12 protein-coding genes and 1 riboswitch are annotated in these 13,831 nt (G+C 72.7%); of the genes, 3 read left to right on the forward strand and 9 right to left on the reverse strand.

Features of this window, described 5'->3' with window-relative positions; translation table 11 throughout:
• Positions 1 to 693 (reverse strand): CNNM domain-containing protein (locus tag DQW06_RS09610; RefSeq protein ID WP_117198314.1); only part of this gene is annotated, 693 nt, incomplete at its 3' end.
• A gap of 294 nt (positions 694 to 987) precedes the next feature.
• Here DQW06_RS09610 and DQW06_RS09615 point away from each other — a divergent pair.
• Genes DQW06_RS09615 through DQW06_RS09625 form a run of 3 tightly spaced genes read left to right on the forward strand, consistent with a single transcriptional unit; the run spans position 988 to position 3,540 of the window.
• Complete coding sequence (locus DQW06_RS09615) at positions 988 to 1,314, forward strand: hypothetical protein (protein ID WP_013151317.1); 327 nt, start codon at positions 988 to 990, stop codon at positions 1,312 to 1,314.
• Between the two features lie 40 nt (positions 1,315 to 1,354).
• The gene (locus DQW06_RS09620) at positions 1,355 to 3,022 is read left to right on the forward strand and encodes an alpha/beta hydrolase (RefSeq protein WP_117198315.1); all 1,668 of its coding nucleotides are present in this window, start codon (positions 1,355 to 1,357) and stop codon (positions 3,020 to 3,022) included.
• 17 nt (positions 3,023 to 3,039) lie between these two features.
• On the forward strand, positions 3,040 to 3,540 hold the full coding sequence (locus DQW06_RS09625) for a hypothetical protein (protein WP_071621311.1): 501 nt from the start codon (positions 3,040 to 3,042) through the stop codon (positions 3,538 to 3,540).
• A 15-nt stretch (positions 3,541 to 3,555) separates the two neighbouring features.
• Here DQW06_RS09625 and ligD read toward each other — a convergent pair whose 3' ends face one another.
• From ligD to DQW06_RS09665, 8 genes are all read right to left on the reverse strand, one after another.
• Positions 3,556 to 4,434: a non-homologous end-joining DNA ligase gene (ligD, locus tag DQW06_RS09630; RefSeq protein ID WP_071621310.1), complete on the reverse strand. Its 879-nt coding sequence runs from the start codon at positions 4,432 to 4,434 to the stop codon at positions 3,556 to 3,558.
• A 123-nt stretch (positions 4,435 to 4,557) separates the two neighbouring features.
• The gene (locus tag DQW06_RS09635; protein ID WP_013151313.1) at positions 4,558 to 5,502 is read right to left on the reverse strand and encodes an electron transfer flavoprotein subunit alpha/FixB family protein; all 945 of its coding nucleotides are present in this window, start codon (positions 5,500 to 5,502) and stop codon (positions 4,558 to 4,560) included.
• Between the two features lie 34 nt (positions 5,503 to 5,536).
• Entirely contained in the window at positions 5,537 to 6,316 is a 780-nt protein-coding gene (locus DQW06_RS09640) for an electron transfer flavoprotein subunit beta/FixA family protein (RefSeq protein ID WP_013151312.1), read from the reverse strand.
• 460 nt (positions 6,317 to 6,776) lie between these two features.
• Positions 6,777 to 9,041, reverse strand: coding sequence for a protein kinase (locus DQW06_RS09645; RefSeq protein ID WP_013151311.1), 2,265 nt, complete (start codon positions 9,039 to 9,041; stop codon positions 6,777 to 6,779).
• A gap of 408 nt (positions 9,042 to 9,449) precedes the next feature.
• The gene (locus DQW06_RS09650) at positions 9,450 to 10,238 is read right to left on the reverse strand and encodes an enoyl-CoA hydratase/isomerase family protein (RefSeq protein WP_013151310.1); all 789 of its coding nucleotides are present in this window, start codon (positions 10,236 to 10,238) and stop codon (positions 9,450 to 9,452) included.
• Between the two features lie 57 nt (positions 10,239 to 10,295).
• On the reverse strand, positions 10,296 to 11,039 hold the full coding sequence (locus DQW06_RS09655; protein ID WP_041553023.1) for an energy-coupling factor transporter transmembrane protein EcfT: 744 nt from the start codon (positions 11,037 to 11,039) through the stop codon (positions 10,296 to 10,298).
• A 190-nt stretch (positions 11,040 to 11,229) separates the two neighbouring features.
• Positions 11,230 to 12,855, reverse strand: a complete 1,626-nt coding sequence (locus tag DQW06_RS09660; protein WP_071621309.1) for an ABC transporter ATP-binding protein — start codon at positions 12,853 to 12,855, stop codon at positions 11,230 to 11,232.
• A 2-nt stretch (positions 12,856 to 12,857) separates the two neighbouring features.
• Positions 12,858 to 13,475: an ECF transporter S component gene (locus DQW06_RS09665; protein WP_013151307.1), complete on the reverse strand. Its 618-nt coding sequence runs from the start codon at positions 13,473 to 13,475 to the stop codon at positions 12,858 to 12,860.
• A gap of 108 nt (positions 13,476 to 13,583) precedes the next feature.
• Positions 13,584 to 13,691: riboswitch (TPP riboswitch) on the reverse strand.
• Positions 13,692 to 13,831 lie beyond the last annotated feature (140 nt).

The following is a 13,831-nucleotide window of genomic DNA, read 5'->3' on the forward strand; positions in this document are numbered from 1 at the left end:
CTCGCGCGCGGGCAGGTCGGCCGGGACGGTGTCCACGTCGGGACGCGGGACCAGGACCTGGCGCAGCGTCCGCCCGGTGATGTCGAAGGCCCCGGAGAGGATGGTGCGCTGTTCGGGGGTCATATGGCCCTGGGCCTCGATCATGTCGCGCAGCTCCTCCTCGGTGGCCTCCTCCCTGGCGCCGTGCGGGTCGAGCCCGCCGAGCCGGACGACCAGGTCGGTGGAGGCGCTGAGAAGCCAGATCGCGGGGCGCGAGAGCAGCGCCAGCGCGTTGAGCGGGCGGGCCACGAGCAGTGCCCAGGGCTCGGCGCGCTGCATGGCGATGCGCTTGGGCGCGAGTTCGCCCAGGACCAGGGTGACGAAGGTGAGCACGACGGTGACCAGCACGACCGACACCGGGGCCGCGTAGGAGCCGAGGAAGCCCAGCGGCTCGACCAGCGGCCGGGCCAGGGAGACGGCGGCGGTGGCGGAGGCGAGGAAGCCCGCGAGGGTGATGCCGATCTGGATGGTGGCCAGGAACCGGTTGGGGTCGCGGGCCAGCCGGGCCACCGCGCGCCCACCCGGGCCGCGCTCCTCCAGCCGCCTGATCTGCCCCTCCCGCAGCGTGATCAGGGCGATCTCGCTGCCCGCGAACACGGCGTTCACCACGACCAGGACCAGGACGAGGCCGATCTGGGCCCCGATGCCCTCCATGGGACTCCCCCGCGGTCGACTGCCGGTGTCTGAGCTGGGATTCCTTCCCCGAAACCCGAGGGCCACACCACCAGGGGCCGTCGTCCGCGCGCCGCGCGGGCCCCGCCCGCGGCACGGCCTGACCACATGCGGACAAAGACGAGTCTGAATGGCCTCTCGTTCGCTTCAGCGCTGTTACCGCAGGTAGGAACGCACAGGGATCACCGCGAAGGGCGGCCGCCCCCTCCCGGAGGCTCTTACGCACCTGTTGTAACCTTCCTCTCCGATACCCCTCTTTCACCCTCTGGAGTTCCCGTGTCCGGTTCGACCGGCGTCAACCCCGTCGACGCCATGTCCGAGGCCCAGGAGGCCGAAGCCCTGGCCGAGGCGATGGTCTTCCTCGGCACCGACTTCGAGGCCGCCGTCGAAGGCCTGACGGGAGCCGTGTCCGAGCACGTGACGGGCGGTCTGGACGACTACGGCCTCGACACCATGGAGCACATCCGGAGGGTCGCCCAGAACGGCATCAACCTGGCGCAGAACGTGCAGGGCGCCGACCTGGCCATCACCGACACCGACCACGAGAACGCCGAGGAGTACCAGGAGGGTCTGGAGTCCCTCGACATCCAGATCAACTTCTGACCCCTGTCCCCCGCCCCCACCAACCGCGGAGACCCCTGCCGTGAGCGACCTCTCCTCCATGTCCCTCGGTCTGCCCGAGGACATCGCCGCCGACGTCGGCGCCATCGAGACGGGCGCCGACCAGCTCGACGCCGTCCGACAGAACATGCTCGGCCAGTCCGAGGGCACCCACAGCCGGTTCCGGTCCTCCGCCGGGGAGTTCACCGACCTCGTCGCCTGGAACATCGTCTCCAGTTCGTCCCAGGAACTGTCCTCCTGGCAGGAGGCCGCCGCTTCCCTGACCTACGGCGCGGCGGTCCTGCGCCAGTGGGGGCTCGACATCGAGACCTACCGTGCCGAGCGCGCCAAGCTGGAGACCCGCTGGGAGGAGGAGAAGGCCGACGCCGAAGCGGCCGTCGGCGCCTCCGAGGGGAGCGGCTCCATCCTCGGTGAGGGAACCCGTGAGGGGATGAAGGTCGCCCAGCTGGAAACGCTGCGCGCGGAACTGCTCTCCGAGCACTCCGGGCACTGGGAAACCCTGATGGAGCAGGCCGAGCAGACCGAGAGGGACCTGCGCGACGGCCCCAGCCAGGACAGCCTGGAGCGTCTGATCGAGTCGTCCCTGCTCACCGGCGGCCAGCTGTCCTACTTCGGTGACGCGGTCCCCAGCATGGTCCCGGACGAGCTGAGCGGTGACGAGCACCCGTCCGTCGTCAACCTGTGGTGGACCTCGATGACCGAGGAGGAGCAGGACCAGGCCGTGCGGGACCATCCCGAGCTGCTGCGCGAGCTCGACGGCATCCCGGCGGCCGTGCGCGACCGACTGAACCGCGACCATCTCGACGACGAGATCGAGCGGTTCGAGGAGGAGATCGCCGAACGGGACGAGGAGATCGGGGAGGCGGCCGCCCGGGGCAGCAACGGGTCCGACGCGATCGCTTTGGCCATGGCGAACGACGACACGCTCGACAACCAGCTCCAGGAGCTGAAGGAGCTGCGGGAGAGCCTGGAGGACGAAAGCGCTGACAGGTACCTGCTGGCTCTGGACACCGGGGGCGACGGACGGGCGATCGTGGCCAACGGCAACCCCGACACCGCCGACAACGTGGCGACCCTGGTGCCGGGCACCACGACGACCTGGGAGAGCATCAACGACCAGGTCGGCCGAGGAGACAACCTCCTGGAGTCCGCGACGAACGCGGACCCGAACGGCAGCCACTCCGTGATCAGCTGGATCGGGTACGACGCCCCCAACGTTCCCGAGGCGGCCTTCGAAGGACGGGCGGAGGACGCGGTCAGCGAGCTGAGCAGTTTCCAGGACGGACTGCGCTCCACCCACCAGGGACCGCCGTCCCACAACACCGTCATAGGCCACAGTTACGGTTCCACGGTGGTCGGGCACACCGCGCAGAGCGACGCCGGACTCGACACGGACGAAGTGATACTCGTGGGCAGTCCCGGAACCAACGCCGACCACGTGACCGACCTGAACCTTCCCGCCGAGAACGTGCACGTCTCAACAGCGGAGAACGACGGCATCACCAACCTGACGGGCCTCACGCACGGCATGGACCCGACCGATCCGGAATTCGGAGCGAACGTGTTCGAGTCCAACCCCGGCAGTGTGGGGGGCTCCTGGCCGCTCGGCCCCGCTCACTCGGAGTACTTCGACCCCAGGACGAAATCCTTGCTCCACATGGGCAGGGTCATCGCGGGGCAGGCGGAATAAGGGATAGGAAGCGGCACGTGATCAGATTCAGACCGTGGGCGTGGGTTATCGCCCTCGCCCTGGTGGCGACCGGTTGTGGCCCCGGCGAGTCCGGGGGATCGGGAACGGAGGCGACTATGACCGAGGACGAGGCCGCGGAGAAGGTCCGGGAGCACATCGACAACACGATGACCGCGCTCCCGGAGGAGGCGGAACTGGAGGAACGGCGCGGAACCATCGTCGCCGCCTGCGATGACCCCACGGACGGCGGGTCCAGGGACCGGGTCACCGTCAGCGAGACGTTCTGGGTGCGGGGCCTGCCCGTCGAGGACAACGACGCCACCTTCGAACTGCTCCACGAGCACTGGAGTTCCAACGGTTACCAGGTGTTCGAGGATCTGCGGCCCGAGGACATGTTCCTGTCCGTCGAACACGCGGAGGACGCTTTCGGGATGACCGTGCAGGTGGCGGGAGACGGCAGCTTGGCACTCTCCGCCTCCTCACCCTGTGTCCAGCCCGAGGGCGCCCCGGACTCCTGACATTCCCCGCGCACCTCAGCCCAAGCGCTCCAGGGCCCGGCGCGGGGAGCGGGCGTGCCCGCCCATCCCCGCGAACGGGCACTCCTCGCGCTCCAGGTCGATCGTGAGGTCCCGGGCAGTCTCCACCTTCTCCAGGTCCTCCCAGGTCAGGGGCGCCGCGATGGGCGCGCCCGGCCTGGCCCGCACCGAGTACGGCACCACCGCGAGCTGTTCGCGGCCGTTGCGCAGGTAGTCCACGAACAACCGGTCCCCGCGCGCGGCTTTGCGCACCTCGGTGGTCAGCTCTTCCGGCCGCCGGGCCGCCACCCGGTCCGCGACCGCCTCCGCCAGCACGCGGACCTCCTGGTCGTCGGCCTCGGGCCGCAGCGGCGAGCGCACGTGCAGGCCCCGGGAGCCGCTGGTCATCACGTAGGCGGCCAGGCCCAGGTCGTCGAGCACCTCCCGCACGTCCCGCGCCGCGGCGCGGCAGGCGGCGAAGGCCTCGGGGCCGTCCCCGGCGGGGTCGAGGTCGATCACCATCCGGTCGGGCAGGCCCAGTCTCGGCTCCCGGGACTGCCAGGCGTGCAGGGTGACCGCAGCCTGGTCGGCGCACCAGACCAGCGCGGCCGCGTCCTGGCACAGCATCATCCGGCCGCCGCTGGTCTCCACAGTGGCCACCCAGTCCGGAACCGACGGGTGCTTGACGAAGAACCCCTGCGCGTCGATCCCGTCGGGGAATCTCGCCAGGGCCACCGGCCGGTCGCGCACGTGCGGCAGCATCAGGGGGGCGATCCGGGCGTGGTACCGCGCCAGGTCCTCCTTGGTCGCCCCGCCCTCGCCGAACAGCGGCTTGCCGGGCCTGCGCACCTCCACCACGCGCCGTCCCGCGCGCACCTTCGCGGTCTCCGTCGCCATGGCCCCCCGTTCGCCGCCGTGCGGCCCGCCTACCCGGGCGGCGGGCCCGGAAACGGCCCCCGGGCACGCTAACGCCCGGCCGGGGAGGTCCCCGGCCGGGCGTTCGCGTGTCGAAACGCGCTACTACTTGCGCTTGTTGATCTCCTCGGTCAGCTGCGGGGTGACCGCGTGCAGGTCGCCCACGACGCCGAAGTCGGCCAGCTCGAAGATCGGGGCCTCGGGGTCCTTGTTGATCGCCACGATGTTCTTGGCGGTCTGCATGCCCGCGCGGTGCTGGATCGCGCCGGAGATGCCCAGGGCCACGTACAGGTTCGGGCTGACCGTCTTACCGGTCTGGCCGACCTGGAACTGGTTCGGGTACCAGCCGGAGTCGACGGCGGCGCGGGAGGCGCCCACGGCCGCGCCCAGCGAGTCGGCCAGGTTCTCCACGACCGAGAAGTCGTCGGAGCCCACGCCGCGCCCGCCGGAGACCACGATGGCGGCCTCGGTGAGCTCGGGGCGCTCGCCCTGCTCCTCGTGGACGCGCTCGACGACCTTGGCCGTCTTCGCGGCGTCGGAGACCTCCACCGACACCTGCTCCTCGGCGGCGGCACCGGAGGCGGCCTCGGCCGGGACGGAGTTCGGGCGGACCGCGACGACCGGCACGCCGGTGCGCACGCGGGCGTGGGTGATGGTGGTGCCGCCGAAGATGCTGTGCTCGGCGACGACCTCGGCGTTGACGTCCACGACGTCGGTGAGCACGCCCGAGCCCAGCTTGACCGCGGTGCGGCCCGCGATCTCCTTGTTCTCGGCGGTGGCCGAGACCAGGACGGCGGCGGCGCCCTTGTCCTGGGCGAGCTTGGCGAGCAGCTCGGCCTTGGGGGCCACGACGTGGTCGTTCAGCTCGGCCGAAGCCACGTAGACCTTCTCGGCGCCGTACTCGGCCAGGGTGCCCCTGCCCGTCTCGGCGCCGTCACCGATCCACACGGCCGCGGGCTCGCCGATGCGGCGGGCGGCGGTCAGCAGCTCGGTGGTGACCTTCTTGACCTGTCCGTCGACGTGGTCGACGAGGACGAGGACCTCAGCCATATCCCTTGAACCTTCCCTGAGTCTCTCGTTCGACCTAGACGAACTTCTTCTCGACGAGGAACTCGGCGATCTTCGCGGCGCCGTCGCCCTCGTCCTTGACCACCGTGCCCGCGGCGCGCGGCGGTGCGGCGTCGAAGTCGACGGTCTCGGTGGTGGCGTTGGCCAGACCCACCCTGGCCGTGTCGATGCCCGCGTCGGCGGCGGACTTCTTGTCCACCGGCTTCTTCTTCGCCTGCATGATGAGCTTGAAGGACGGGTAGCGCGGCTCGTTGATCTTCTCGACCACGGAGACGACCGCCGGGAGCTGGGCCTCGACGAGGTCGTAGCCGTAGTCGGTCTGGCGCTGGATCCTGATGGTGCTGCCGTCGATGTCGACCTTGCGGGCGAACGTGAGCTGCGGCAGGCCGAGGTACTCGGCGAGCGCGGCCCCGACCACGCCGGTGCGCGCGTCGGTGGACTCCGAGCCCAGGACGACCACGTCGAACTCGATGGTGCCCAGGGCCTGCGCGAGGGCGTAGGCGGTCTGGAGCGAGTCCGAGCCGTGGAGGGCGGCGTCGTTGACGAAGACGGCCTTGTCCGCGCCCATCGACAGGGCCTTGCGGATGGAGTCCGTGGCCTGGTCCGGTCCCATCGTCAGGATGGTGACCTCGCCGCCGTGCTTCTCCTTGAGCTGGAGAGCCTCCTCGATGGCGTACTCGTCGAGCTCGTTGATGACACCGTCGGACGCGGCGCGGTCCAGCGTCTTGTCATCGGGGTTGAGCTTCCGCTCGGTCGCCGTGTCCGGGACCTGCTTGACCAAAACGACAATATTCATGGCCGGTGGCCGACCTCCCTGCACTCCATGATCCGCCGTGCGGCGGCCGGACGCTGGCGCGCCCCCTACTGCCAACAATGCCGAATGCCGTTCGGTCATCCGACGGCGGGGCCGCCTTCACGTCCAGGCAGGTCCCGCGATGTGCTCATAGCCCAGATGTTACTGGCTAGTAGCTTGGAGGCCAACCCCTGGCCCCCGGTGTGACTGAGGCAACCCTAACCACCGCTGTACCGCCGGTCCGCCGCTGATGCTCCGACCCGGGCCGGACCGCCGGCGCCGGACACCGGTCGTGGGCGCCCGCCTCCCGCTCCCACCCTAGTCGCCGCCGATCCCGCCGGAACCGGTCACACCACCGGTAACAGGTGGGGGCCTCCCCCGCCCGGCGGAGACGCCGAAGGCCCCGGGCCGGAGCCCGGGGCCTTCGCGGTGCCCGGTGAGCCGTACGGCCGCCGGGCGGGGGTCACTGTCCGTCGAACCAGTCCGAGGGACCGCCGATCGGCACCCAGTCCGGGGCCGCCGACAGGCCGAACGACAGGATGAGCATGGTCAGCAGCACGAGGCCGATGCACACGCCGATGTAGACGTAGAGGTTGCGGTAGTGGACCCGGCGCACCAGCCACACCGCCTGGTGCCGCGCCTCGCGCCCGCTCGGCATGACGTAGCTGAGCAGGATCATCACGAAGATCGCGAAGGCGCCGGTGTAGTTGGCGCCCTGACCCGGCACGTCCGCGATCCGCGCGTAGATCATGCCGACCAGGATGCCCGCCAGCAGGTAGACCAGCCCGAAGCCGAGCGTGCGCAGCGCCATGCGCCCGAAGGCCCACGGGAAGCTGAGCGCCACCACCATGTTGTCGGAGCTGCGCGGGCCGCGCGTCTGGAGGCGGCGGGCGTGCTCGGCCTTGACCACGTCCAGGGCGCCCAGCGCGGCGATGAGCACGACGCCCAGGATCAGCCCGAACCAGGGGAAGAGCAGCGACACACCGGCCACGGAGACCAGCATGGGCAGGATCGTCAGCGGGTGCATCCGCCACGACCGCTCCTCGTACTCCTCGCCCTCCTCGTCGGAGTCGTCCTGGAAGTAGTCGCTCACCCGGTCGTTGCCGCCGCGCCGGAACCGGCCCAGCAGGCCGCCGCGCCGCTCCTCGTACCCGTCCTCGTCGAACTCCTGCGTCTGGTTGCTGCCCCGGCCGTCGTCCACCGGGGTGAGGATGTCGGCGAAGTCGCCCTTGTGCAGCGGGGTGTTGAAGAACTGCGTGTGCGGGGCCTGGTAGCCCTCGTCCTCGCGCTCGTCGACGGGGCGCCGGGCGTACCCGTCCCGGTCCACCGGGTCCATCATCATCGTGCCCTGCGGGTCCTCGCGGGAGAACTCGTCGGGCTGGATGTGACGCGTGCCCAGCGCGTCGTCCGGTTCGTCGCGGACCGGGCTGATCCGCATCGTCCCCTGCGGGTCGTCCGGGTCCCCGGCGTCGCGCGGGGCGATGCGCTCGGTGCCCGGCAGCCCGTCGTCCTCGTCGCCCCAGCCGCGCCGGGCGCCCGAGAGGTCGTCGGTGGACTCCGGGTCGTCGACGCGGCGGCCGTTCGCCGCGCCCGAGAGGTCGTCGGTGGACCCGGGGTCGTCGAGCAGACCGCCGGAGTGCGCGGCGGAGGTCGGGCGCGCGGGGTCCCCGGACGGGGACCAGGCGCTGGAGGCGGGACCGCCGCCCGTGTGCGGGGGACCCCAGCCCTGGTCGCCCTGGGCCGCGCGACCGGCCAGGTAGCCCGCCGCACCGCCGAGCGCGGCACCGGCCGCGCCCGCCGCGGCTGCGCCGCCCGGGCCGCCGCTGCCCGGCTCCTCCCCCGTGCCCCCGGCCGTGGTCGGGTGGTACACGGTGTGGCTGCCGGTGAGCCCGCTGGGACGGCCTCCCGCGTCCTCGGTCCAGGGCAGGTCGAGGTTGAGGCGGCTGGCCTCCTCCAGCAGTTCCTCCGCCGTGGGGCGGCTGCGCATGTCGCGGGAGACGGCGCGGTTGACCAGCGGCCGCAGCGCCTCGTGCATCCCGTCCATGTCGATCTCGCCGTTGAGGATGCGGAAGAAGATGACCTCGAAGGTGCCCGCGCCGTAGGGCGGGCGGCCGGTGGAGGCGAAGGCGACGGTGCCGCCCCAGGCGTGGATGTCGGTGGCCGGGCCCAGGTCGGTGCCCTCGATGACCTCCGGGGACAGGTAGCTGGGCGTGCCCACGAACGTGCCGGTCTGGGTCAGCTTGGCGCCGTCCACCGCGTGCGCGATGCCGAAGTCGATGACGATCGGCTCGCCGTTGGAGATGATCACGTTGCCGGGCTTGAGGTCGCGGTGGATCACGTCCACCGCGTGGATGTCGCGGATCGCGCGGGCCATGCCGGTGACGAAGCGGGTCAGGGCCCGGCCGCGCAGGGGGCCGTGGTTGGTGACCGTGGCGTCCAGGGTCGGGCCGGGGATGTGCTCGGTGACCACCCACGGCAGCTCGGCCTGGGTGTCGGCTTCGATGACCTCGGCCACGTTGGGGCTGTGCACGCGGCGCATGGTCTCGACCTCGCGGGCGAGGCGGGCCCGGGCGATCTGGTCGCCCGCGACCTCCGGCTTGAGGACCTTCACCGCGACGAACTGCTCGGTCCGGGGGTCCTCGGCCTGGTACACCACGCCCATGCCGCCCTGCCCGATGCGGCGGCGGATGACGTAGTGGCCGATGCGCTCCGGCAGCTCCTCACCCATGGGGAAACCTGCCGACATTGCCATCGAGAACTCATCCCCTCAAAAGACCACATACCACCGCGTCCAGCTTAACGGCCGGGGGATGGGTCACCATTGGCTTGTTCGTCCCGTCTCGGGCCCGTGTGGTCGCTTCCGCACCGCCGGGCGTCCGGGGTTCAGGCGGCGCGTCCGTCCGGGGGCGACCCTCACGAGTATGACGGAAAACTGGCGTGGGCGGTTCCCTCCCTCCCGTCCGGACTGGCCGGATGCGGACGTTCGGCCGAACCCCCCGTGACACCGTTCGATCCGACGAGCGGGGCGAAAAGTTCTCGAATCCACCGAAACGGCGGCGGGACGGACGGCACGGCACCGTGTGCCGCCGCCCCGACCTGCTGTTTCGGTGCCCGATCAGCTCTGCGCGGCGCCTCTTCAGCGCCCCTTGAAAGCGGCCTTGCCGGGTCCCTGCTCGACGAAGCTGCGCATGCCGTCCTTCTGGTCCTCGGTCGAGAACAGACCCGCGAAGTGCAGGCGCTCGATCTCCAGACCGGTGTCCAGGTCCGTCTCCAGGCCCCGGTCCACCGCCTCCTTGGCCGCGGCCAGCGCGACGGCCGGTCCCCCGGCGTACCGGGCGACCAGCGCCACGGCGGCCCGGTAGACCTCCTCGTCCGGGACGACCTGGTCCACCAGGCCGATCTCCCGGGCCTCGTCCGCCTTCACGTGGCGGCCGCTGAAGATCATCTCCTTGGCCCGGGAGGGACCGATCAGGCGGGGCAGGCGCTGGGTCCCGCCCGCGCCGGGGATGACGCCGAGCTGGATCTCGGGCACGCCCAGCCTGGCCCCGGCCCCCGCCACGCGGAAGTCCGCGGCCAGGGCCAGTTCCAGGCCGCCGCCGAGCGCGTACCCGGTGACCGCCGCCACGACCGGCTTGGGGATGCGGGCCACCAGGTTCAGGGCGTTTTGGAGGTCGCGCGCGTAGCCCAGCATCTGCGCGGCGGTGAGGTCGGCCATCTCCTTGATGTCGGCGCCCGCGACGAACACCCGCTCGCCGCCGTAGACCACCACGGCGCGCACGTCCGGGTCCTTGGCGACCCGGGTCGCGGCCTCGGCGATCTCCGCGGTGAGCGCGGCGTTGAGCGCGTTCACCTTCGGCCTGTCCAGCCGGATCACGGCCACGGCCGGGTGGTCCGGATCGGTCTCCACACGCACGAACTCGCCCACGGTCCACTGCCCCTCACTACTCGGACGTCACTGTCTCCGAACTGCTTACCACCCGGTTCAGGAGAAGAGCAGCACCAGGGTGCCCAGCCGAGCGGACAGGGTGTAGGCCGCCGCCAGGAGCAGGGCGGCCCCCGCCAGCAGCAGCGTGTCCGCGGTCCGCCAGCGGCTCTCCCGGGCCCGGGTGCGCGGCCCGGTCCCGAAGGCGCGCGCGTCCATCGCCGCGGCCAGCAGCGTCCCGGTGCGGATGGAGCGCACCAGCAGGGCGAACAGGCGGCCGAAGAACAGCGTGACCGCCCTGACCGGGTTGCGCCCGGCCTCCAGCCCGCGCGCCCTCCGCGCCAGCGTGATCGTGCGCCACTGGTCGGCGAGCATCGGGACGAGCCGCAGCGCCGCCAGCACGCCCATGGCGGGCCGCTCGGGGACCCGGAGCCGCTGCACCAGGCCGTCGGCGGTCTCCGTGGGGTCGCTGCTCACGGCGGCGAGCAGTCCGGGCAGGGCGATGGCCAGCAGGCGCACCGCGGCGCCCAGCGCGCCCTCCGCGCCGTGCTCCCCGTACAGGTAGTTGACCAGTCCGCTGGAGAGCCCCATGAGCAGGAAGGGCCCGCCCAGGACGAGCAGGGTGCGCCGGTCGGTCCCGCTGAACGGCAGGAGCAGCAGGACGCCCGCCAGCACGGTGCCGCCGGTGACGGCGTCCACGGCCGGGACCAGGCCCACGCCCAGCAGCAGGGCGGCGAGCAGTTTGGCCGCCGGGTTGAGCCCGACCAGCCAGAAGCGCGCCCCGCCGTCCTCGGGAGCCTCCAGGGTGAGCGCGTCCCCTGCCGGGGCGCTGACCCCGCCAGACCCCCGGGCCTCAGCGGAGGCGCCGACCTCGTCCGGCCCGTGAACCCCTTCCGGCTCACGGAGCTCATCCGGTGCGCGAGGGACCTCGTCCGCCTCCCGGATCCCGTCCGGCGTACGGGTTCCCTTCCCGGGTGTGTCCGACGGCCTCCGGTCAGCCACGGCTCCCCCTTCCCGCCGCCGCGTGCCCCGCGGGCCCGGTCGGCTCCGGCGGGCCGGGCGGCTCCGCCCCGGCGCCCGGTGCGGCGGCCTCCTGCACGGCCCGGCCCCCGGCCACGCGCACCCGCGCGTCGGCCAGACTGCGCAGCAGCAGGTCGTCGTGGGTGGCCATGACCACCGCGCGGCCCGCGGACCGCAGGGTGGCGAGCAGCTCCACGAGTTCGGTCCAGGTCCGGGTGTCCTGACCGAAGGTGGGCTCGTCGAGGACGAGCGCGTCGGGCGCGTGCGCGGGGCCCGAGCTGAGCGCCGTGGCCACCGACAGCCGCCGCTTCTCCCCGCCCGAGAGCGTGTAGGGGTGCACGTCGGCCAGCGCGGACAGGCGCAGACGCTCCATCAGCTCGCCCACCCAGGCCTCGGTCTCGGCCTCGCCCATACCCGCGCGCAGCGGGGCGAAGCGCAGCTCGTCGCGCACGGTGGCGGTGACGAACTGGTCCTCGGCGTGCTGGAAGACCGTGCCCACGTGCCGGGCCAGCCTGCGGGCGGGCCAGCGCACGAGCGGGCGCGGGTCGGCCCCGGCCAGCGGCCCGCGCGGCAGCACCGCCCCCCGGTGGGGCCTGGACAGTCCGGCGAGCAGGGTCAGCAGCGTGGACTTGCCCGCGCCGTTGGGTCCGGTCAGGGCGGTCGCGGTTCCGGCTCGGACGGTGGCGTCCACCCCCTCGAACACCGTGCGCCGGGGCGCCGCGCGCACGCCGAGCTGGCTCGGGGTGCGCGCCGTGACGCCCACGGCCTCCAGCAGGGGCTCCCCGCCCGGCGCGGGCGCCAGGACGGGCGCGGGCTCGTGCCCGGGCACCCACACTCCCTGCGCGGCCAGCGAGCGCCCGTGCTCGGCGAACACCGTTCCCGGCGGGCCGTCGGCGACGACCCCGCCGCCGGGCGCCACGACCACGACCCGGTCCACCAGGTCCACGACGTCGGCCACGCGGTGCTCGACCAGCACCAGGGTCGCCTCGGTCTCGGCGAGCAGGCGGGCCAGCACGCCGCGCACCAGCGCGGCCCCGGCGGGGTCGAGGTTGGCGGTGGGCTCGTCCAGCAGCAGCAGGCGGGGGCGCATCGCCAGGGCCCCGGCGATCACCAGGCGCTGCTTCTCACCGCCCGACAGCGCCCCGGTGGGGTGGCGCGGTCCGTACGGGAAGCCCACGGCCTCCAGTGCCTCGTGGACCCGGGGCCAGATGAGGTCGGGTGCCACGCCCAGGTTCTCCGGGCCGAAGGCGACGTCGTCGCCCGCGCGCGCCATCACCAGCTGCGTCTCGGGGTCCTGGCTGACCAGGCCGACCGAGCCCCGGCTCCGGTCGGCGGGCTCGCCGTCCAGGAGCAGGGTGCCCTCGTGGTCGCCGCTGATGGCGGCGTCCTCGCCGGTCAGACCGGCCAGTGAGTGCAGCAGGGTGGACTTGCCCGCGCCGGAGGCGCCCAGCAGCAGCACGCGCTCGCCCGGCTCGATCACCAGGTCCACGCCGCGCAGCGCGTGGGACCCGCGGCCCGAGTGCCGCCAGCCCCAGCCGGAGAGCTCCACGCGCGCGCCCGGGCCCCCGGCCGCCGTCCGGCGCCCGTTCGCGGAGGCCACGGTCAGCCCCTCGCGGACGGGAAGGGGGCCAGCGCCCCGGAGCGGGCCAGGGCGGTGGTGAGCAGGCGGGAGCCCACGCCCGCGATGAGGGCGGCGCTGACCACCACGATGACGCCGTAGGTGACCTGGTAGGACAGCGGCCAGGTCACGTTGTAGGCGAGGTTGTCGCGGATGGCGGGGGAGACGCCCGCGACCGCCGCCGCGAGGACGGCCACGCCCATGCCCCAGCGGCGGTAGCCGAAGGCGAGGAAGACGAGTTCGGGCAGGATGCCCTGGAGGGCGCCGTCGAGGATGACCATGATCCCCCACTGGGTGCCCAGGAGCGCCGAGACCGAGGCGGCGGCGATGGCGGTGAGCAGGGCCGCACCGGGCTTGCGGATGATCAGGCCGCCCAGTACGCCGGAGATCAGCCACATGCCGTAGACGACGGCCTGCGCGGGCGGGAAGCCGACGAACAGCGGGGTCGTGACCGACCAGACGATGTTCCAGAGCCAGAAGACCACGCCGACCGCGACGCCGATCACGGAGGCCACGACGATGTCGACGGTGCGCCAGCTCCGCAGTCGGCCGAGGAGGTCGCGCCGGAAGCCGGCGCCCTGGGGGGTGGTGTCCCTCTTCATATGGTGTCCCTTCGCCGGGGGATGCGAGGGGCCCGTGCGGCCGAGAGCGGCGCCGGAACGCGTTCCGTGCGCGCCGGGACGTCCCCGGTGCGCGGGAGCACGCCACCGGTGACGGTTCCTACGACTTCCTTCGCTGGCATGACCCAGATCAGGTGTGTAAGGGTCTGCGGCCTGGTGCCGCACTCTCAGCGCTCGCGCGCTCCCCTGTCGGTTTCGTCCATTATGAACAAGGGGGAGCGCCGGGGTGTTCCCGGGTCGCGTCAGCGCACGTCGGGGCCTCAGCCCCCGGGACTGGCGCCGCCCTCGGGCACCTGCGGTCCCGGGGTCGCGCCGCCCCAGGGCGCGCCGCCGTCCCC

It is taken from the genome of Nocardiopsis sp. TNDT3 (assembly GCF_003427465.1).
Classification (GTDB): domain Bacteria; phylum Actinomycetota; class Actinomycetes; order Streptosporangiales; family Streptosporangiaceae; genus Nocardiopsis; species Nocardiopsis dassonvillei.

What these genes read in the sequence shown, in the direction of transcription:
- DQW06_RS09665 (WP_013151307.1), bottom strand. Translation starts at nt 13,475, where the DNA reads ATGAAGAGGGACACCACCCCCCAGGGCGCCGGCTTCCGGCGCGACCTC.
- DQW06_RS09640 (WP_013151312.1), bottom strand. Translation starts at nt 6,316, where the DNA reads ATGAATATTGTCGTTTTGGTCAAGCAGGTCCCGGACACGGCGACCGAG.
- DQW06_RS09635 (WP_013151313.1), bottom strand. Translation starts at nt 5,502, where the DNA reads ATGGCTGAGGTCCTCGTCCTCGTCGACCACGTCGACGGACAGGTCAAG.
- ligD (WP_071621310.1), bottom strand. Translation starts at nt 4,434, where the DNA reads ATGGCGACGGAGACCGCGAAGGTGCGCGCGGGACGGCGCGTGGTGGAG.
- DQW06_RS09645 (WP_013151311.1), bottom strand. Translation starts at nt 9,041, where the DNA reads ATGGGTGAGGAGCTGCCGGAGCGCATCGGCCACTACGTCATCCGCCGC.